At 44.6% G+C, this 20352-nt stretch carries 14 protein-coding genes and 1 pseudogene; 13 read left to right on the top strand and 2 right to left on the bottom strand.

The genetic code is table 11. From position 1 onward, the window contains the following. Nucleotides 1-374: 374 nt before the first annotated feature. The 3 genes from AC0NJP_RS16405 (at nucleotide 375) to AC0NJP_RS16395 (ending at nucleotide 5617) form a co-directional block, all read left to right on the top strand. The gene (locus tag AC0NJP_RS16405) at nucleotides 375-1211 is read left to right on the top strand and encodes a hypothetical protein (RefSeq protein ID WP_474700475.1); all 837 of its coding nucleotides are present in this window, start codon (nucleotides 375-377) and stop codon (nucleotides 1209-1211) included. A gap of 43 nt (nucleotides 1212-1254) precedes the next feature. Beyond that, the gene (gene tkt, locus AC0NJP_RS16400; RefSeq protein ID WP_474700474.1) at nucleotides 1255-3255 is read left to right on the top strand and encodes a transketolase; all 2001 of its coding nucleotides are present in this window, start codon (nucleotides 1255-1257) and stop codon (nucleotides 3253-3255) included. A 163-nt stretch (nucleotides 3256-3418) separates the two neighbouring features. Next, nucleotides 3419-5617 carry a DNA topoisomerase III gene (locus AC0NJP_RS16395; protein WP_474700473.1) on the top strand — a complete coding sequence of 733 codons (2199 nt, stop codon included), beginning with the start codon at nucleotides 3419-3421 and terminating at the stop codon, nucleotides 5615-5617. A gap of 67 nt (nucleotides 5618-5684) precedes the next feature. On the opposite strand, the gene larAH10 is transcribed toward AC0NJP_RS16395, so the two are convergent. Continuing rightward, nucleotides 5685-6992 (bottom strand): NPN-dependent 2-hydroxyacid racemase, LarAH10 family, encoded by a 1308-nt coding sequence (gene larAH10, locus AC0NJP_RS16390; protein ID WP_474700472.1) that lies wholly within the window; start codon nucleotides 6990-6992, stop codon nucleotides 5685-5687. Between the two features lie 164 nt (nucleotides 6993-7156). On the opposite strand from larAH10, the gene AC0NJP_RS16385 reads away from it, so the two are divergent. The 4 genes from AC0NJP_RS16385 to AC0NJP_RS16370 all read left to right on the top strand — a co-directional run bounded on the left by AC0NJP_RS16385 (nucleotide 7157) and on the right by AC0NJP_RS16370 (nucleotide 11007). After that, nucleotides 7157-7714, top strand: coding sequence for a lytic transglycosylase domain-containing protein (locus AC0NJP_RS16385; protein ID WP_474700471.1), 558 nt, complete (start codon nucleotides 7157-7159; stop codon nucleotides 7712-7714). Nucleotides 7715-7798: 84 nt separating this feature from the next. Then, nucleotides 7799-8494, top strand: a complete 696-nt coding sequence (locus AC0NJP_RS16380; protein WP_474040019.1) for a TVP38/TMEM64 family protein — start codon at nucleotides 7799-7801, stop codon at nucleotides 8492-8494. Nucleotides 8495-8622: 128 nt separating this feature from the next. Beyond that, the gene (locus tag AC0NJP_RS16375; RefSeq protein ID WP_474040018.1) at nucleotides 8623-9342 is read left to right on the top strand and encodes an aldo/keto reductase; all 720 of its coding nucleotides are present in this window, start codon (nucleotides 8623-8625) and stop codon (nucleotides 9340-9342) included. A 63-nt stretch (nucleotides 9343-9405) separates the two neighbouring features. Next, on the top strand, nucleotides 9406-11007 hold the full coding sequence (locus tag AC0NJP_RS16370) for a DUF4127 family protein (protein WP_474700470.1): 1602 nt from the start codon (nucleotides 9406-9408) through the stop codon (nucleotides 11005-11007). A 19-nt stretch (nucleotides 11008-11026) separates the two neighbouring features. Here the strand turns inward: AC0NJP_RS16370 and AC0NJP_RS16365 are convergent, their stop codons facing one another. Further along, nucleotides 11027-12220: a pyridoxal phosphate-dependent aminotransferase gene (locus AC0NJP_RS16365; protein WP_474700469.1), complete on the bottom strand. Its 1194-nt coding sequence runs from the start codon at nucleotides 12218-12220 to the stop codon at nucleotides 11027-11029. 157 nt (nucleotides 12221-12377) lie between these two features. Here AC0NJP_RS16365 and AC0NJP_RS16360 point away from each other — a divergent pair, with 157 nt between their 5' ends. The 6 genes and pseudogenes from AC0NJP_RS16360 to AC0NJP_RS16335 all read left to right on the top strand — a co-directional run bounded on the left by AC0NJP_RS16360 (nucleotide 12378) and on the right by AC0NJP_RS16335 (nucleotide 20333). Further along, a complete protein-coding gene (locus AC0NJP_RS16360) occupies nucleotides 12378-14273 on the top strand; it encodes a sigma 54-interacting transcriptional regulator (RefSeq protein WP_474700468.1) in 1896 nt (631 codons plus the stop codon). Between the two features lie 107 nt (nucleotides 14274-14380). Beyond that, nucleotides 14381-15649, top strand: a pseudogene (locus AC0NJP_RS16355) (four-carbon acid sugar kinase family protein); the annotation flags it as partial. Nucleotides 15650-15712: 63 nt separating this feature from the next. Then, nucleotides 15713-16720: a 4-hydroxythreonine-4-phosphate dehydrogenase PdxA gene (gene pdxA, locus AC0NJP_RS16350; RefSeq protein ID WP_474700505.1), complete on the top strand. Its 1008-nt coding sequence runs from the start codon at nucleotides 15713-15715 to the stop codon at nucleotides 16718-16720. Nucleotides 16721-16742: 22 nt separating this feature from the next. Next, on the top strand, nucleotides 16743-17618 hold the full coding sequence (gene dapA / locus AC0NJP_RS16345) for a 4-hydroxy-tetrahydrodipicolinate synthase (RefSeq protein WP_474700467.1): 876 nt from the start codon (nucleotides 16743-16745) through the stop codon (nucleotides 17616-17618). Between the two features lie 18 nt (nucleotides 17619-17636). After that, nucleotides 17637-18800, top strand: a complete 1164-nt coding sequence (locus AC0NJP_RS16340) for an iron-containing alcohol dehydrogenase (protein ID WP_474700466.1) — start codon at nucleotides 17637-17639, stop codon at nucleotides 18798-18800. A 135-nt stretch (nucleotides 18801-18935) separates the two neighbouring features. After that, entirely contained in the window at nucleotides 18936-20333 is a 1398-nt protein-coding gene (locus tag AC0NJP_RS16335; protein WP_474700465.1) for a sodium:solute symporter family protein, read from the top strand. The last annotated feature ends 19 nt before the right edge of the window (nucleotides 20334-20352 follow it).

The following is a 20352-nucleotide window of genomic DNA, read 5'->3' as shown; positions in this document are numbered from 1 at the left end:
GCTTCAAATGCTTCAAATGCTTCAAATGCTTCAAATGCTTCAAATGCTTCAAATGCTTCAAATGCTTCAAATGCTTCAAATGCTTCAAATGCTTCAAATGCTTCAAATGCTTCAAATGCTTCAAATGCTTCAAACGTAATATCCTCCATCTGATATAACTCCCGTATGAATTTTTGGTTTTGAAAAGAGGCTGCTTTACCATTTTGTTAGAAAAACAAGTTTTACGAAGCTATAAGGATGGTTGCTTTGCATAGAAAAAGAAGAAGGTCTTGCGCCTTCTTCTTTTTTTGTTTTTGCCCAGGAAAGGTTTTTTGCTTTAAAAGACGAATACTACTATTACATTTTGTTGCTAAAAAGCTGCCGGAGGGGTAATCATGTCAGAGGCTTCTAGTAAACGCGTCCGCTTAGAAGTTGCACAATTTTATTTACAAATGCTTTTCGATGGTAAAGCAGAATTTATGGCTGCTTTCCAACAAGCGCAGGACGGCGAGAATGCAGTGATTTATGATCCTCATTTTGGCGAGATTCGCGGTATAGAGGCTATTGGCCAGTACTATGACCACTGCCGCGCTTGGCTTTTAGGCGAAAATGCTGTTGTGGAACTGAAACGAGAGTGGGCGCAGACGACCGCTGATAGTACAGTTATGGAGTCGGCTGAATTTATTCTTTACTTAGAGCACGGCGGTGATGTGCCTGTTCCTGTTTTATTAATTCGCGAAATGACTCAAACAGAGACGGGACCCCATGTGAGTCTGCGCATTTATTACAGTCATTGGCCGATGATCGGAAAGCATTGTTGGCGTAAGCCTTTTTTGCCTCAGAAAGAGGTAGTTTTTACAGGGGTGTTGCAGCAGTATACTGAGGCGCTCAGTACAGGAAGTTTGGAAAAACTTTTTGCCTGTTTTGATGAAACGACCTTTACGTTGCAACTGGCCACGGGAAATGTAATGACTGACCGAGAAACACTGCAGAATTTCTATAGCAATTTTTTGCAACTGGCTCACGGTGGCGCTTTTGTTCATTATTGTTCAGCTGTTGATGATGGAATTCATTGCGCTTTGGAGTATTATATTGACAGACTTGGTAAAAAAAATTGTCTGCCTCAGGCTGGCGCTGTTGTCTATGAGCGGTCTAGTACAGCCGATAAACTGATTTCAATCCGTCTTTACGATGATTTTGATCCTTTCTTGCAAATTTCAATAGAGTATTAGCGATATGATAGATAGCTGTTTTACATTGGAGGAGGAGAGACTTATGACAAGTAAATTTTCTGTAGAAGAATTGGCGATTCAAACGATACGGACGCTTTCTATTGATGCCATTGAACAGGCAAACTCAGGTCATCCTGGTTTACCACTCGGCGCCGCGGCTTTTGCCTATAAGCTTTGGACAGATCACTTGAATCATAACCCGAAAAACCCACAGTGGTTTAATCGGGATCGTTTCATTTTGTCGGCGGGGCATGGCTCGATGCTGCTTTATAGTTTGCTACATTTATCAGGCTATGATTTGTCCCTGGAAGAATTAAAGAGATTTCGTCAATGGGGCAGCAAAACGCCAGGACATCCGGAATATGGTCATACGCCAGGCGTAGAAGCGACCACTGGGCCATTAGGACAAGGAATTGCTATGGCTGTAGGCATGGCAATGGCTGAACGTCATCTGGCTGCTACTTATAATCGGGAGAATTACCCTGTTGTTGATCATTTTACTTATGCGCTGTGCGGCGACGGCGATCTGATGGAAGGCGTAGCCGCTGAGGCGATCTCTTTGGCTGGCCATCTTGCCTTGGGGCGATTGATCGTTCTTTATGATTCCAATCAGATTTCCCTTGACGGGAAACTAGACAAGTCCTTTTCTGAAGATAGTCTAAAACGGTTTGATGCTTACGGTTGGCAGGTACTGCGAGTTGGCGATGGCAATGATTTGGCAGCTATCGGTCAGGCTATTGCTACAGCGAAAAAAGATTTGACTCGACCAACTTTAATTGAAATCAATACAGTCATTGGTTTTGGCTCTCCGAATAAGGCCGGATCTTCGGCTGTGCATGGTTCTCCTCTGGGACAAGCTGAAACGACGCTTACTAAAAATGCCTATGGCTGGACTTATGATGAGCCCTTTACTGTACCTAAAAGTGTTTATGAACATTTCGGCGAGAAGGTTTTATTACGGGGTTCGGCCCAGGAAAAAGCTTGGCAAGCTTTATTTGAGGACTATAAAGAAGCTTACCCGGAACTGGCCGAAGAACTTTCTGAACGCATTGAAGGTCGCTTGCCGAAAGACTATGATGAACTCTTACCTCACTATGAAGCAGGCAAGAAGATTGCGACACGTTCTGCTTCAGGGGAAGTGATGCAGGCTTTAGCCAAAAAAATTCCGGCTTTATTCGGCGGGTCAGCTGATTTGGCCAGTTCCAATAAAACTATGATTAAGAACGGCGGCGACTTCCAACCTTTCTCTTATGAAGGGAAAAATATTTGGTTTGGCGTAAGAGAATTTGCCATGGGAGCGGCGCTCAATGGTTTGATGCTTCATGGCGGCGTAAAAAGCTACGGAGCGACCTTCTTTGTCTTTTCCGATTATTTGCGTCCCGCTGTTCGTCTCGCTGCTTTAATGGGGTTGCCGACTACCTATGTATTTACTCATGACAGTATCGCTGTCGGGGAAGACGGTCCCACCCATGAGCCAGTGGAACAGCTTGCCGCTTTTCGGGCGATGCCCAATCTGAATGTCATTCGTCCGGCTGATGGGAATGAAACAAGGATTGCTTGGCAGATTGCGCTAGAATCAGAGAAAACGCCAACAGCGCTAGTGTTATCGCGGCAGGATCTTTTAGTTCAGCCTGCCGATTCGACAGTGCAGGAAGCGGGCGTACGATCTGGCGCTTACGTTTTGGCGGGATGCGACAACCCGGCCGCGTTGATTTTGGCTTCCGGTTCTGAAGTAGAACTGGCTATGGCCGCGCGCGACGCACTGATAGCAGAGAATATCTCTGTAAATGTTATTAGTTTTCCCTCCTGGCATCTTTTTGCCAAGCAGCCGAAGGAATATAAAGAAAAAGTTTTACCGCCTAATGTAAAAGCCCGTGTTGCTGTAGAAATGGGGTCTTCCTTAGGATGGGAACGCTATACTGGCGACGCAGGGTCGATTATTGCGATTGATTCATTTGGCGCCTCGGCTCCGGCTGAGACGGTGTTAGCAGAGTATGGTTTTACAGTCGAACGAGTAGTGGCTGCTGTCAAGGCTTTGCTATAGAGAGTATCTTCAAAATGGAGTAGCGGGTTTTGCCTGACAAGCAAAAGCCGCTCTTTCCTTTTTATGCTTTTTGCTGCACTTATTCCCTGCTGCATATTTTCATTTGCAGGCGAACAGTCTATAATAAAAAAGTTAAGAGTTTAAGTAAACGTGAGGAATGAATATGAGTAAAATCGTCGTATTAGCTGAAAAACCTTCAGTAGGTCGTGATATAGCCAGAGTATTGCAATGCCATAAAAAAGGCAACGGTTACTTAGAAGGAGACCGTTACATTGTGACTTGGGCTTTAGGCCATCTTGTGACTTTAGCTGATCCAGAAGTCTATAATGATCAATATAAATCGTGGCGACTAGAAGATCTCCCCATGCTGCCGCCGCAAATGAAGCTCACTGTAATCCGCCAAAGCGCTCGTCAGTTTCAATCGGTAAAGGAACAACTGTTACGCAAGGATGTGACAGAAGTTATTATTGCTACGGATGCTGGCCGGGAAGGGGAACTGGTAGCACGCTGGATATTGGCCAAAGCTTCTGTGCATAAACCGCTAAAGCGATTATGGATTTCCTCGGTAACTGATAAGGCGATCCGTGAGGGATTTTTGAAACTCCGCCCTGGCAAAGACTATGAAAATCTCTATGCTTCAGCCGTGGCTCGGTCGGAGGCCGATTGGCTTGTGGGCATCAATGCGACCCGGGCGTTAACTTGCAAGTTCAATGCGCAGCTTTCTTGCGGGCGCGTACAAACACCTACGTTGGCAATGATTGCCCGGCGAGAAGCGGAAATTACAGCATTTCAGCCGCAAACTTATTATGGCATACAGGCTAGAACTGGCCAAATTTCGTGGCAATGGCACGAAAAAACGCAGAAAAACAGTCGCATTTTTGATGAAGCAAAATGTAAAAATATTTTTACTGGATTGTGCGGCCAAACTCTAAAAGTTCTAAAAATCGAGAAGAAAGAAAAGCAAATGCCAGCGCCGCAGTTGTATGACTTAACAGAACTGCAGCGTGATGCGAATCGCCTGTTTGACTTTTCGGCTAAAGAGACGCTCAGTCTTATGCAGAGTCTCTATGAAAGTCATAAGCTATTAACCTATCCCCGTACGGATTCGCGGTATTTATCAGCGGATATCGTGGAAACTTTACCAGAACGCATGAAAGCTGCTGGTGTAGGGCCCTATACGAAATTTGCGTTTCAATTGTTAAAACAGCCACTTAAGATCCATAAGAATGTTGTTGATGATAGTAAAGTATCTGATCATCATGCGATTATTCCTACGGAACAGTATGTAAATCTCAGCAATTTGTCAGATAAAGAAAGAAAAATTTATGATCTGGTAGTAAAACGGTTTTTTGCCGTGTTTTATCGGCCTTACCGCTACGAACAGACCACGCTAAATGGACAGATTGGGCAGGAAGCTTTTAGCGCTAAGGGGAAACGTGTGACAGATTTGGGCTGGAAGGAAATTTACGGTTCTAGCTTAGTGCATGAGCAGATGGAGGAAAGTGATGATGAACGTAGCGATCAAGAACTTCCTAGTGTGACAGAAGGCGCTTCGTTTTCTGTAGATCATTTGGCGGTTACGACAGGCAAGACGAAACCGCCAGCTCGATTTACTGAGGCTGCGTTGCTTTCCGCCATGGAAAATCCTGTTCGCTTCATGGAAGGCGAGGCCGAAGCGTTGAAACAAACAATTGGTGCAACGGGCGGCTTGGGAACCGTGGCGACACGAGCTGATATTATTGAAAAATTGTTTAATGGTTTCTTGCTTGAGCAAAAAGGTAAAGAGATCTTGTTGACGGAAAAGGGACGTCAGCTATTGTCGCTTGTGCCAGAAAAATTACGTTCGCCAGCCCTTACGGCCGAGTGGGAATTACGGCTTGCCGCTATTGCTAAAGGCGCCCTTTCAGAGCGGCAATTTGTTGCTGAGATGCGCCAATATGCCATGGAAGTGGTTACGGAAATAAAAAACAGCCAGTCTCGGTTTCATCATGATAATATGACGCGGACAAAATGTCCCGAATGCGGCAAGTATTTGCTGGAAGTAAAAGGGAAAAAAGGCAAGATGCTGGTCTGTCAGGATCGAGAATGCGGCTATCGCAAAGGGCTTGCCAAAGTGACGAATGCTCGTTGTCCTACCTGTCATAAAAAACTAGAGCTTCGCGGCGAAGGGGAGGGCCAGCTATTTGTTTGCTCTTGCGGTTATCGCGAAAAATTGTCAGCCTTTAAAAAACGGCGGGAAGAAACTGGCGGTAAAGTCGATAAAAAGGCAGTACATCAATTTTTAAAGGCGCAAGATAAACAAGAAGCGCCGGTGAATACCGCTTTGGCTGATGCCTTAGCCAAGCTGAAACTGTCTAAGTAGCGAGACAATAAATAAGAGAGAGCTTTCGCTCTCTCTGCTTTTATTCGCATAATTATTGCCGAATTTTCTAGTGGTTTTTATTCGTTAGCATCGGTGCTGTATTAGCGCCGTGGGTCATGCAGGTAATCGTATAGTCGTCGCGACCTAGTTTTTCTTTGGCAAGGCGGAGTGCTTCATCGCCTGTAGCTGCAAAGATCATGCCTGTTTTCTTAATAAAGGCTTCATTTTCTGGTTTGGTTACGAGAATCACGGTATTCTTTTTGGCAATATCGGCAAGTTTAAAGGCGATAAAGCCAGGAATGGTGAAATGATCGCGCACAGCTTTTTCGAAAGTCAGCGTATCATCAAAGCGGAACCAGCCGCTGAACTCTTCTGGCTCATAAATATCACGGCATTCTAAGAAGCAAATGATTACACCGCCTGGTTTTGTGGCCATAAAGGCGTTATCAATGGTTTTAGATCCTTGATAAAGATTAATATCTTTGGGGAAGCCGCCAGCTGAAGCAATGACTAGATCGGCTTGCTCTTCGATGGGGATGCCGTAAATTTGGTTTACTGTTTGGCAACCTTCTTGCCAGGCTTTTAGCCAGTGACCTGCTAAAAAGCGAGCAAATTTGCCATCTGGTGTAAATACGGCATTGAGTAGAAACGCCGGATTTAACATAGACGTAACTTCAGCCATGTCTTCATGTACGGGATTTTCAACGAGCTTGCCTGAGAGACATTCTGGGTTGGAGCCGAAGCCGATTTCGGGATGCAAGGCGAGGCAATGGTTAGCTTGAATCGTTTTATCACCGCTGATGCCAGGCATAACGCTCTTGCGGCCACCGCCGAAACCGCCCATTAGATGGAAGACAATACCACCTGTGAGAATGACCTTATCAGCTTCGGCAACCCGTTTGTTGAAGTAAACGGGAGTGCCCCGTTTGGTTGTTCCTTTGTAAACGAGTTCTGCCTCGTTGCGGCAGTCATGCTGATAAATTTTGATACGGTTGCATACTTCTTGGCCGCAGACGGCCAGATCTTCCTCTGGCGTATGAGGACGATGGGTCCCTTGGGCAATGACAATAGAAATTTGGCTGTCAGGGACGCCGGCGCCATTCAGTTCATTGAGAAGTGTTGGCAAAAATTCATAAGATTTAATCCAGCCGCGTGTAATATCGCTGACAATGATAACGACCGAATCGGTTTTCGTTACAATTTCTTTTAAGGGAGCTGTGCCGACTGGATTGCGAAGGGCTTCTAAAACGGCGGCGGGAATATCAGTAATAGCTGGCGCCGGAGCTCCTTCAATTTCATAAATGATTTTTTCTTGGGGCAGTGAAAGTGAGATGGTGCTGTCGCCAAAACCAAAAGCAACTTTTTTTTCTGTCATGGAATATCCTCCTGCTGCTAGGGGCTGTTTGTATTTAGAATACGTATCCCTATCTTTTTTACATTATTACAAAGAATTAGGGAAGAGTCAATGCGAGAGTGCAAATCCTTGTACGCAATTTTACTTGATTTGAGGACTTTTGTGGTAACTTATCGGGAAAGGCTGTGGTTTTTATTCTTTTTCGTAAATTTACGTTTATCCTTTGTTGCTTACTCATTTTTTCTGGGGCCGTAGAAGCGGCGCCGAACCAAAGTGATTCGGATTATGTGAAATCGATTACTCGTTATATCGGCATAGTGAATAGAACGAGTGATGGAGCGGCCGATTATATTGCCCGCTGCATCGTCCGCTCTGCAAGAAATCATCAAGTGGATCCACTCCTGTTAACGTCTTTGATTGCCAAAGAATCTTCCTTTCGCCCTGATGCGGTATCCCGATCCGGGGCTATGGGGCTAGGGCAGCTTATGCCAGCAACAGCTGCCTCAGTTGGGGTCGCTGATCCTTTTGATATAGCGGAGAATGTCGAGGGATCTGCCCGATATTTTTCGCAAATGCTGCAACAATTTGCTTGGACCAACCAGCCAGTTTCGTTCGCTTTAGCGGCTTACAATGCTGGTCCGACGACGGTACGAAGGTATGGGGCGATTCCGCCTTTTCCCGAGACGCAAAATTATGTAAGACAGATTTCGCGAAACTATGAAATCCTTTTGCAGATGCGATAGGCAAGCGAATTGATATGAAGTATAATAAGAACAACCCTGTTAGCGGGCCATTTCGATCAAACGAAGGAGAAAGAAGAATATTCTATGAAAACAATCAATCAGACAGCACTGCGTTTTATAGTTGTGTTAGTGGTTATTCTGCTGGGAGTTATGAGTTATCAGCTTAACCCTGATTTTTTTACTACGGCTGGAAATTTGCTTGTCAGCGGCGATATTGTAGGGTTGATTGATTTTATCCGCTCTTACGGCCCCTATGCCATGGTCATTAGTTTTTTCCTTGTTGTATTTATTAACATAGTTGCTGTATTGCCCAATATTTTTATTTTAGCAGCGAATGGTATTCTGTTTGGCGTGGTAGAAGGCACGATTTTGTCTTGGCTGGCCGAATCAGTGGGGGTTATTATTAGCTTCGCTGTGATGCGCTATCTGTTTCATGATTATGCCCATAACCTCATCGTACGCAGCAATGCCTTGAAAAAAGTGGATGAATTTAGCGGGAAAAAGGGCTTTCGTATTATGCTCATTGCGCGGAGTATTCCCTACATTCCCTCAGGGCTGATTACAGCTCTTGGCGCTGTCAGCAGCATTACTTTTTGGGATTACGCCGCTGCTACGCTGATTGGCAAACTGCCATCGGCTTGGATTGAAGTTACACTAGGTCATGATCTTATGGCTTATCGAGAACATAGTTTTCGCTTGCTTGTGCTTGTTGTTATTTCTTGTCTGGCTTACTATTTTTTTCTACGTTATAAAAAAACTGTTTCTGAGAAAAATAGCTAAGGTGCCATCTTGTGTAAAGTATGCTATAATGAATCTGAGTATTTAAGCGATTTCTTTGTCACTTTACTGCTAGCTTAAATTCGGCTGTTTGCGCTTTGCTGAGCTTGTTAGTTTAGGGGGGGAATCTGGTGAGATACTATCCATTAGGCAGAACTGGCTTATTTGTTTCTGAATTGAGCTATAGTCTGGAATCAGGTCAGGTAGAAGAAGGCGATTTTTCTGTTGCGTTGATTCGTCATGGTTTGGCTCAGGGGATGAATTTTATCGATATGGCGGAAACAAGCTATTATTTGATTTCCGAGGCCTTGCAGGGTTATCCTCACCCGACGATTCTTGCTGGGAAAGCGGCAGTAAAGACTTATACAGAGATGAAACTTGCTGTGGAAAAGGCGCGTCAAACCTTACATCGCGACTGCATAGAAGTTTTTTCGCTTGCAATTACTGAGGACAATCTAGCCGCTTTACAAGAACGGCGCGGTGCGCTGGATTACTTGTGTGATGCTAAGGCGAAGGGCTTGATTGAGGCGGTTGGGCTTTGCTCCAATAGTTTGTCAGTCTTACGTGAGGCGGCTGAATTTGCGGAAGTTGATCTTATCATTCCGCTGATTGATGTAGCTGGAAGTCAGCGAGAAGATTCGGCCATGGCAGAGATGCTTGGCTATGTGAATAGCGCTGGTAAAGGCGTTTATTTGCTTGCGTTACCCCATGAAGGAAACAGCTCGCTACAGACTGCTATCGATTTTTCCCGAACGCTTCCAGGCGTTGCTTCTGTAGCGATTGCTACGCATAGTGAAGCGCAACTGAGTGAAGCTACAGCGTATATACAAGAAAAGGCAAAACCTGTTTGATGAGCGGCCTGGAGGTTCTTTATGAGAATCGTCCAGGCTTTACTGTAATAAGGAGAGTAAGTAATGAAAATTTCGGCGATTTTTATCTCGATCTTATTTATGTTCTTATGGGTTATCCCTCCGGCTGCTGCGCATGCGGCAGCTTTACTGTTTATTCCACTTGATGATCGTCCTGTTTGTCGCGATTATGTAATTGATACTGCCGAGAAGGCTGGTTTTACCGTGTTAACCCCGCCAGCTGAATGGTTAGCTAGTAGAGGAAGGCTTGGTCAAGCCGATAAATTATGGCAGTGGTTAGAAGAGAATTGGTCGCAGGCTGATTATGCCGTCATTGCCGCTGATTCATTGATTTATGGCGGCTTAGTTGATTCGAGAGTACACCATTTAGATTACTCGCTGCTGGCCAGCAGGGTCGAGCGTTTCGCAAAACTGAAAGAGCAGAATCCTGCCATACGAGTGTACGTATTTAGTACGATAATGCGTTCGCCAAAAGTGAGCCTGGGCGGTGTCGAACCCTCTTATTACGAAACGTATGGGAGACAAATTTTTAAGCTGACTGCTTTATCAGATAAAGAAGTTGTCAAAGGTCTATCAGGGCCAGAGCGACAAACCCTGCAAGAACTTGTTCGGTCAGTTCCGGCAGAATATCTGAGAGACTGGCTGGATCGCCGTACAAAAAATATGATGGTCAATGAAGATTTAGTTGATTTATTGCGAGATGGCACGATCGATTACTTAATCGTTGGTCGTGATGACAGCGCCACTTTTTCGCAATCGCATCGGGAATGGCGTTTATTAAAACAAAAAACGACAGATCTTTCGATCAGTCAGTTTCAATCTTTTCCGGGAGCCGATCAATTGGCTATGGTGCTGGTAGCGCGTTCTTACAATGATCGCGAAGGAAAGCTGCCTATCGTACAAACGATTTATACGCCAGGCGTAGGCGGAAATACTATTCCGGCTTATGAAGATCAGCCAGCCAGAGCTACGATTGACGGACATGTTGTTGCTGCTGGCGGGATTGTGCTGCCGCAGCCGCAAAACCCTGACTTAGCACTCTTAGTAAATACGCCGGAAGACGGACATACAAGAGAGGCTTCTGATGGGGAAAACGGTCTGGCTTTATCGGAAGAAAAGGGCGCGTTTGTTGACGAAGTGAAGCAGCGAGTTGCACAAAAGGAACCGGTAGCTTTAGCTGATATTGCCTTTGCCAATGGTTCTGATAATGCTCTGATGCTTTCTTTGGAGAAGAATCAGTTGCTACCTGCTTTAACTGCTTATGCAGGTTGGAATACGGCGAGCAATACTGTTGGTTATGCTATAGGGCAGGGAATGATGGCTTCGTCAATGACGCCAGCAGCGCGGCGAGATTTGCTAGCTGTGCGCTATCTCGATGAATGGGCCTATCAGGCCAATCTTCGCGATGAGCTTATGGATTATTTCTTTGCTCATGATGAACGGGCGATTCAGTTTTTAGATCGCCATCTTTTGTCTGTAACGAAGGAAGCAGCGCAGAAGGAGCGAGATTTTGCCAAAGAACACTTTGCTTGGGTAAACCCGCAGCGGGTGCAAGTATCTTTTCCTTGGAATCGGTTATTTGAAATTGCTGTTTCGCTCGATTCTGATACAAGCCAAATTGGCAAAATAAAACAAGCGGTGCGTTAAACGCCCGCTTGTTTTATTTTTAGACTCTTTCGTGTAAAGCTTTAGACAGTTTTTCAAGTCCTTTGCGAATGGTTGTTTGGGAGGTGGCATAGGAAAACCGGAGATATTCCTCTGTTTCGTTTGAATTCTTTTGTCCAAAAGCGCTTCGCGGCAAAGTAGCTACGCCTGCTTTATGCAAGAGGTATTGCTGCAACTCTTTTGCATCGAAAAATCCTAGATTTTCACAAGCTTTCGTCACATTGGGGAAGGCGTAGAAGGCGCCAAGCGGAACTTGACAGGAGAAGCCGGGAAGTTGGTTGAGTCCGTTTACGATTAGATCACGGCGGACTTTAAATTCAGCAACCATTTTTTTGACAAAATCCTGTGACCCGGTTAGCGCTTCCATACCGGCATGTTGAATAAAGGTATTGGTACAAGATTCGCAGTTCGTAATTAGTTGGGCTACAGCATTGACTAAGTGACGCGGCATGATGCCATAGCCGAGACGCCAGCCAGTCATGGCATAGGTCTTGGAAAAGCCATCTAAAAGAATCGTTTGTTCTTTTAGGCCGGGAAGTGAAATGATACTATGAAAGGTTCCTTCATAGATGATACGGCTGTAGATTTCATCAGAGAGAATCCAAAGTTTATGGCGGAGAGCCAGATCGGCAATTGCGGTTAAATCTTCTTTGGTGAGAACACCGCCAGTGGGATTATGGGGGCTGTTAAGAATGATCATTTTAGTGCGAGGCGTAATGAGTTGCGTAAGCTTTGCTAAGTCGGGGGCAAAGTTTTTTTCTTCTAATAGTGGAATGGGAATCGGGACGCCGCCAAGAAAGCGAATGACTGATTCGTAAATGGGAAAACCGGGATTGGGATACAAAACTTCATCACCAGGGTTGATCAAGGCATGGAGAGTATGATAAATAATTGGTTTGACGCCAGGGGTTACAAGTACTTCTTCTTTATCTACGGTGATTTTTCGGCTCTTAGCAATATGAGCGGCAATTACTTCGCGGAAGACAGGCAGTCCAGCTGACGGACTGTAATGAGTATGGTTTTCCAAAATCGCGCGAATACAGGCGTGTTTTACATTATCAGGTGTATCGAAATCAGGTTCTCCAATGGCAAAGCTGAGAATGGTCTGGCCGGAGGCTTGCAGTCGCTGCACTTCACTTAGAACTTCAAAGGCATTTTCGGTTCCTAGCTGTGTAAGGCGCTGGGCTGTTTTCATAGATCATCCTCCTTGGTATTTTTCTACCTTCTTCTGGCTGCAATGTTCTTTCTCCTCTTTCGCTCGACAGAATAAAAATAGAGATTTTTAGCATAGTGTGCTATGATCAAAATCAAGAAGAATCAAGTGCGATTTTTAAGATGAAGAGGAAGCGAAAATGAAAGAAAAAATTTTACTCGTAGCTCCATTTGAAGATTTGGCTGAACTAGCGCAAGCTGTAGTCATGGAACAATTTGCCGATTCCGTTCATTTAATCCGCATTATTACGGGAGATTTGCATGAATCTATTTCTCAGGTGAAAGAAGCGATAGCCGAAGGCGTCGAAGTAGTTGTGAGTCGAGGCGGTACAGCCAAGTTGATCGAAAGTCAGCTGGATATACCAACTGTGTATATCCAAGTTACGATTACCGATGTATTGCGCGCTTTAAAGCGCGCAGGCTCTTATCCGGAGAAAATCGGCATTGCCGGCTTTGAAAATGTAATTTATGGCTGGGAGGATTTGGCTGATTTGCTAGGGAGTACCTTTGTGGAATTTCCTGTGCATAGTCAGGAAGAAGCCAAAGAGAAAATTATTCGTGCTAAAGAGCAAGGGGTCAAGCTGATTATTGGTGATGCGATTTCTACCAAGGTTGCTAGTCGCGAAGGGCTGCAAGGAATTTTAATTCAATCAGGTAAAGAAGCAATTTTTAAAGCGTTGAATGAAGCTAGGATTATGGCGAAAGTCCGCCGGGAGGAACGAGAGAAGGCTGAACTTCTGCGGATTGTCGTAGCGACTTCCGCCGAAGGAATTATTGCGACAAGCACAAACGATGAGATTACGATTTTAAATCCGACAGCAGAAAAATTACTTCAAGTTTCCTCACAGGCGCTTACTGGTTTTCCCTTGAAAAACGTGATTCCTCAGTTTGCATCCGTAAAAAAAGATCAGAAGAATGGCGATTTACAGCATATTGGTGATAAAACTTTTATGGTTAAATATCATGCTATTACGGTGGAAGATGAAAAGATCGGCGCTATTTATAGTTTTCAAAATGTGACGCAGCTGCAACAGATTGAGCAGAATCTTCGCAAGCGTCTCCATAAAAAAGGCCTAGTGGCCTATATTCAGATGGAGGATATGATTGGCGGCTCTAGTGTCTTTTCTGAATTAAAGCGCAAGGCGTATAAGTATGCTTTGACTCAGTCCACGGTGCTGATTACTGGTGAATCTGGCACAGGTAAAGAGATGATGGCCCAAGGAATTCACAATAGCAGTAGCTGCAAAGAGGGACCGTTTGTTGCAGTTAATTGTGCCGCTTTGCCGGAAACATTGTTGGAAAGTGAATTGTTTGGCTATGAAGAAGGGGCTTTTACTGGAGCGAAACGCGGTGGGCGCCAAGGTTTGTTTGAATTAGCTCATGGCGGGACGCTCTTTTTGGATGAAATCGGCGAAATGCCCTTGTCATTGCAATCAAGATTGCTCCGAGTACTGCAAGAAAAAGCGGTTATGCGCTTGGGCGGTGAAAGCGTTTGTCCCATTGATGTACGGATCATTGCCGCGACGAATCGTCACATACCGGATTTGATTGAGAAAAAAGAATTTCGGGAAGATCTTTACTACCGTTTGAATATTTTGCGGCTGCGTATGCCAGCATTGCGGGAACGAACGGCTGATATTCCGCTCCTTGCCAAACAAATGCTGCAAAAACTCAAATCAGTGAATCCTACGATTCGTGATATCGAAGAAGCAGCATTGGCTTATTTGGTGTCATGTGAGTGGCGTGGCAATATTCGTCAGCTAGCTAATACAATGGAGCGGGCTATGCTCTTAGCAGAAGGTTCGATTATTTCGCAAACCGATGTAGCAGAAGCCTATAAAGATGAACGGGATGATCTTGCGGGAAAACAGCGTGAGAGTTCCGGAATAACTGGCGATAATTTAGCTGTTTTAGAAGAAGATACGTTGCTGCGTGTGCTAATGGAAGAAAATTATAATGTGAAACGGACAGCTGCCAGGTTAGGAATTCATCGGTCGACACTTTGGCGTAAGCTAAAGGCTTTTGAAAACAATTGAGTTGCAAAGAAAGACGTTCTAGTTGCGAAATGCAACCTGAACGTCTTTCTTTGTTGTTAGACATGGCGGAAAATCAATATTGAATTTTGGCATAATTCTTGCAAAAGATGTTAATGAGTGCGGAGAAAGCAGGTGATATTTTGATTAAGATAGGCGTAATTGCCGATGACATAACCGGAGCAAACGATACGGCAGTGCAATTTGTTAAGCAAGGAATGAGCAGTTTTGTCAAAATTAATCTCTGTCAAAATGAACTTAACGAAAATGCCGATGTAGTCGTTATTGATACTGACAGCCGTGATATTACGCCACAGGAAGCCTACAATAGAGTGGAAACAGCTTGTCGCGTTTTGCAGCAAGCCCAGGCGCAAACGATCTATAAAAAAGTGGACTCTACTTTGCGAGGCAACCTTGGCGCGGAAATTATGGCAGCCGATGATGTTCTTCAGCCGGAACTTGTGGTGATTGCTCCCGCTTTTCCCGTAAATCATCGTATTACAGTAGGCGGTTATCACTTATTGAATCAACTGCCAATTGAATTAACGGAAATTGCTCATGCGCCTAAAAGTCCGGTGAAAGAATCGCGAATTGTTGAGCTCTTACGATTGCAGGCGGAAAGGTCCATTGGCTTTGTTGCTTTGTCTGACGTAATTAAAGGTGCTAGTGCAATTGGTGAAGCCATAGAAACTTGTCTCGCGGCAGGACAAAAATGGATTGTTTTTGATGCTGTCCAAGATCAGCATTTGCGGTCCATTGCCAGTGCAGCGAGAAAATACCAGCAGGTTTTATGGGTCGGATCTGCAGGACTTGCGGAACAATTGCCTAGTTTTTATGAATGGCATAAAAGTAGCATTATAGCACTTTCAGAGCGATCCGGTCCAGTTTTGACGATTGCTGGTAGTGTAAGTAAAGTGACTCAGACGCAGATTCAAAGTCTATTGAATTCACAGAATACTCATTTGATACAAATAAATGTGATAAATCTTTTGCGCGCTAGAAAAGCAGAAATTGCCGACTGCGCTAAAAAAGTCAAACAGTATTTAGCTGAGAATAAAGACGTCGTTTTGGCTAGCGCCATTACTGATGAAGACGTAAAAGCTGCTGTTGAAGCTGGACAAGAACGTGCAATGACAGGTTGTCAAGTGAGTGAAGAGATTGCCGCAGCTTTAGGCGAAATTGCTGCCAATTTAGCTCAGGCGCCGCTAGCGGGTATGGTGCTTACTGGGGGCGATACGGCGATTCATGTATGTCGGGCCCTACAGGCCGAAGCGATTGAGATACTACAGGAAGTTGCCGTAGGAATTCCTTTAGGAAGACTGGTCGGCGGTCCTTGCAGCGGACTGCCTGTAGTAACGAAAGCGGGAGCCTTTGGTAAACAAGACTCGCTTGTTGCAGCGAAAAAAGCAATTTTACGACAACGTGTACAGGGAGGAAATGCAATGAAACCAATACTGGGAATTACCATGGGGGATGCGGCCGGAATCGGTCCTGAGATTATTGTAAAAGCCTTGGCAGAGAAAAGTCTTTATGACATGGCCAGACCCGTTGTATTTGGCGATAAAAAAATAATGGAGCGAGCTGTAAAGATTGTTGGCTCTGATGTAAAATGTCGCAGCATTACGGCGGCCACAGAAGGCGGCCAGGATTTTGGCGTGATTGACATCGTAGATCTTGATAATTTACCGGCGGATTTGCCTTTTGCTCAGGTAGATGGTCGAGCAGGAAAGGCTGCCTATGAATATATCGAGAAAGCTGTTGCTGCTGTTATGCAGGAGGAAATTCATGCTATTGTTACAGCCCCTTTAAATAAAGAAGCCTTAAATCTCGGCGGGTATCATTATCCTGGCCATACTGAAATTTTAGGCGCTTTGTCCAATACAAAGAATTACTCAATGATGCTTGTGGGCGGTCCTCTAAAAGTGATTCATGTAACAACTCACGTAGCCTTTTCTAAGGTTCCAGAACTTGTGAAAAAAGAACGAGTCTTACGCGTCATTCAGCTTGCTGATGAAGCTGTAAAAATGCTTGGAATTGAAAAACCGCGGATTGCGGTTGCCGGGCTCAATCCTCATTCCGGTGAAAATGGTCTATTTGGCCGTGAAGAAATCTTAGAAATCACGCCAGCGATTGAGTCAGCTAGAGGTCAGGGAATGGATGTTACGGGACCTGTGCCGCCAGATACTGTGTTTTATCAGGCTGCTATCAAAAAAGATTTTGATATTGTGGTGGTTATGTATCACGACCAGGGTCATATACCCATTAAGGTACTTGGTTTTGAAACAGGCGTGAATGTAACGGTAGGATTGCCTTGTATTAGAACTTCAGTGGATCATGGAACGGCTTTTGCCATTGCCGGTCAGGGTGTGGCGGACAGCCGCAGTATGACCGAGGCACTCGTGTTAGGATCTCAAATGGCGAAAGTGAAGTTTGCCCATAAACTTGGATAAATAAGGAAGAAGGATGAAATATATGTTGAAACCGCAAGGAATTATTACGCCGATTCTTACACCCTTAACGGAAGATGAAAAATTTAATCCTAAAGAATTGAAAAATCAGATCAATCGTTTAATTGGCGCTGGCGTCAGCGGGATTTTCGCTTTGGGAACAAATGGTGAATTCTATGCGTTATCGCAGGAAGAGAAAATTGAGATTATTAAAGTGACCGTAGAAGAAGTCAATGGCCGTGTTCCGGTTTATGCGGGAACAGGCTGCATTACGACGAAAGAAAGCGTAGCGCTTTCTAAGATTGCTAAAGATTTAGGAGTTGATGTTCTTTCGATTATCTCGCCTTATTTTACAGCAGCGTCGCAAGAGGATCTATATCGTCACTTTAGTACGGTCGCTGAGGCGGTAGATTTACCGATTTTGCTCTATAATATCCCGGCTCGTACGGGCAATAGCATTGCTCCCGCCACAGTAAATCGTTTGGCCCAGTATCAAAATATTATTGGAATTAAAGATAGTAGCGGTAATTTTGACAACACCTTAAAGTATATTGAGAACACGGATCCACGCCTGAGTGTTTTAGCCGGAAGCGATTCGCTCATTTTATGGACTTTAATGGCTGGCGGTACTGGCGCTATTTCGGGATGCTCTAATGTATTTCCCGAATTGATGGTAAGCATTTATAAATTATGGGCTGAAGGAAAAATTACCGAGGCCAATGAAGCGCAGAAGAAAATCAGACCTTTCCGCAATGTTATGCAGATGGGGAACCCCAATTCAGTGGTAAAGCGGGCAGTAAATCTGCTTGGTTATCCGGTAGGACCGGCGCGAGAACCGTCGAATTGCTGCAATCCCGAAATTGATGCTGAGTTACGCAAAGTTTTTGAACTGTATAAGTAAACAGGGGGGGGTAGACAGATGAATTTTGAAGAGCAATATACGTTGTTTAATGCTGGAAAAATTACGGCAGGGCTGAATAGTGTGGAAAGTCTGGCTGAAATCATCAAAGAAGAAACTGTAAAAAAAGTATTGATCATTACGGATCAGGGCGTGTTTCATGCTGGTCTCATTGATAAACCGAAAGCAGTGATGGAAGCGGCTGGCGCTGTAGTAGCCATGATTAATACGACACCGCCAGAGCCAACGGTGCAACAGGTTGAGGAAATTGTTGCCGCAGCTAGGGCGTGTGATTGTGAAATGATTATTGGTATTGGCGGCGGTAGTTCCATGGATGTGGCAAAACTAGTGGCTGTGCTGCTAACCAATGACGTGACTTTGCCGGAACTGGTAAAAGGCGCGGTTATTACGAAACAAGGAATTCCCACAGTGATGATTCCTACCACCGCTGGAACTGGGTCAGAAGTGACGTATAATGCCATTGTGCTTGTACCGGAAGATGAGTTGAAAGTAGGCATTGTCAGCCCTAAAATGATGGCGGCCTATGTCATTCTTGATCCGACTTTGACGCTGAAATTGCCGAAAGCGATCACCGCGGCAACAGGAATGGACGCATTAGCTCATGCCATGGAATGCTATATTTCCAAAAAGGCTAATCCCTTCAGTGATACCTATGCCCTGAAAGCGATTCAGTTGATTTCACGGAGTCTGCGCACCGCTTATCGTGATGGCGACAATGTATCAGCCCGCCATGATATGCTGTTAGGAGCTATGCTTGCCGGAATTTGTATTGCTACATCGAGTACAACGGCTGTTCATGCTTTGGCTTATCCTTTGGGCGGAAAATATCGGATTCCCCATGGTCTTTCTAACGCGGTATTGTTGCCGCATGTAATGAAAGTGACAATTGATGCAGCGGAAGAAAAGTTCAAAGATATTGCACAAGCCATGGAACTTCCCGTAGCCGGTCTGTCCAGTCGGGAAGCCGCGGAAAAAATGATTGAGAACTTGTATTCACTAAATCATGATCTAGAGCTTTCGGTAAACTGGGCCAAAAAGGGCATTACGGCTAAGGATATTGATTTTATGGCTGAAGCAGCGCTTAAAGTGACGCGTCTTCTCAATAATCATCCTCAGGCTCTGGACAAAGAAGCCATCAAGGCAATTTATCAAAAACTCTTTTAGTGAAACAGCAGGCAACCGCCGCATGGTTTGCCTGTTCCTACGAAGCAAAAAAACTGATTATTCCAAAATGAACGAAATCATTGATAGCTCAAAGAAAATCAGTAGTAAAAATTTATAGAGAAATGAGTGGTGTTCATGAAAGAATTTAGTTATGCTGATACAGCGATTATCGTGGCTATGATTGTTGCTTATATCTTGTTTACATCATGGTTGACAGTGAAACTTCGCAGTAAAGACAGCGACCAGTTTATGACGGCAGCTAGGTCTATGCCGGCAATCGTTGTAGGTATTTTACTCATGTCCGAATTTATTGGCGCCAAATCTACGGTAGGAACGGCGGAGTCGGCTTTCAAATATGGTATGGCTGCTTCTTGGTCTGTTATTGGCGCGGCCATTGGCTATTTTCTCTATGCTTTCTTTATGGCAAAGCGGCTCTACGGCTCTGGCGAAATTACTATTTCCGGCGCTATTGCGCAAAAGTACGGGAAATCCACGAAATATATGGTTTCCTTAATCATGATGTACGCTTTGCTCCTTGTGAATGTTGGGAACTATATCAGTGGCGCTGCAGCTTTATCGACGGTGCTGAAGGTTCACTTGCCGACAGCTATGCTGATTATTGCAGTAGTGAGTACGTTCTACTTTGTGTTTGGCGGGATGAAAGGCGTTGCCTGGGTTACGATTCTACACAGCTTCCTTAAATATGTCGGTATTATCATTATTCTTGGTGTGGCTTTAACTATGACTGGCGGGATTAGCCCGATGATGGAAAAAATGCCGAGTTATTACTTTACCTGGGATGGGAAAATCGGCGCCACAACTATATTTGCCTGGATTATCGGCACTGTGGGCGCAATTTTTTCCACACAATTTGTTATTCAAGCTACTTCATCAAGTAAAAATGCCAATGAAGCGAGAAAATCAGCTCTCTATGCGGCTGCTTTCTCTTTACCCCTCGGTATTTTACTGGCGTTGATTGGGGTTTCTGCTAAATTTTTATTCCCTGATATGAAAGCTCTCTACGCTCTGCCTATCTTCATGCAGTATATGAGCCCGTATTTAGCCGGTCTTGTAGCAACTTCGCTGGTGGCGTCTGTCTTCGTTTCCGTAAGTACAGTTGCGTTGGCGATTGCCTCTTTGGCTGTAAAGGACTTCTATGTGCCTATTTATAAACCAAGTCCGGAAAAAGAATTTAAAGTTACCAAAATTATCTCTGTTATTATCGGTTTTATTCCGCTCATTTTCGTATTCTTTGTGCCGGAGATTCTAAAACTGTCCTTCTTTACCAGAGCGATTCGTCTGTCTATTTCTGTAGTTGCTATGCTCGCTTTCTATCTGCCGTTCTTTAATAGCACGCGCGGCGCCAACTTGGGGATGGGAATCGCAGCAGTCGCTACAAGTGGCTGGTACATGATGGGCGATCCTTATGGAATTGATAATATGTACATCGCTTTGATTACGCCAGCCATTGTTATGGTGCTTGATAAGCTGTTTGGCGGCGGCAAGAATGAATCCAAGGAAGTTCAAGCATAATTTAGAAGTTAGGAGTGAT

It is taken from the genome of Pelorhabdus sp. sgz311002 (assembly GCF_056134285.1).
Note: the sequence above shows the minus strand (reverse complement) of the source record. Positions and strands in the feature narration are given on the sequence as shown.

Excerpts from the sequence above, each read along its gene's own strand:
- AC0NJP_RS16405 (WP_474700475.1), top strand. The coding sequence starts at position 375 with ATGTCAGAGGCTTCTAGTAAACGCGTCCGCTTAGAAGTTGCACAATTT.
- tkt (WP_474700474.1), top strand. The coding sequence starts at position 1,255 with ATGACAAGTAAATTTTCTGTAGAAGAATTGGCGATTCAAACGATACGG.
- AC0NJP_RS16395 (WP_474700473.1), top strand. The coding sequence starts at position 3,419 with ATGAGTAAAATCGTCGTATTAGCTGAAAAACCTTCAGTAGGTCGTGAT.
- larAH10 (WP_474700472.1), bottom strand. The coding sequence starts at position 6,992 with ATGACAGAAAAAAAAGTTGCTTTTGGTTTTGGCGACAGCACCATCTCA.
- AC0NJP_RS16380 (WP_474040019.1), top strand. The coding sequence starts at position 7,799 with ATGAAAACAATCAATCAGACAGCACTGCGTTTTATAGTTGTGTTAGTG.
- AC0NJP_RS16370 (WP_474700470.1), top strand. The coding sequence starts at position 9,406 with ATGAAAATTTCGGCGATTTTTATCTCGATCTTATTTATGTTCTTATGG.
- AC0NJP_RS16365 (WP_474700469.1), bottom strand. The coding sequence starts at position 12,220 with ATGAAAACAGCCCAGCGCCTTACACAGCTAGGAACCGAAAATGCCTTT.
- AC0NJP_RS16360 (WP_474700468.1), top strand. The coding sequence starts at position 12,378 with ATGAAAGAAAAAATTTTACTCGTAGCTCCATTTGAAGATTTGGCTGAA.
- pdxA (WP_474700505.1), top strand. The coding sequence starts at position 15,713 with ATGAAACCAATACTGGGAATTACCATGGGGGATGCGGCCGGAATCGGT.
- dapA (WP_474700467.1), top strand. The coding sequence starts at position 16,743 with ATGTTGAAACCGCAAGGAATTATTACGCCGATTCTTACACCCTTAACG.
- AC0NJP_RS16340 (WP_474700466.1), top strand. The coding sequence starts at position 17,637 with ATGAATTTTGAAGAGCAATATACGTTGTTTAATGCTGGAAAAATTACG.
- AC0NJP_RS16335 (WP_474700465.1), top strand. The coding sequence starts at position 18,936 with ATGAAAGAATTTAGTTATGCTGATACAGCGATTATCGTGGCTATGATT.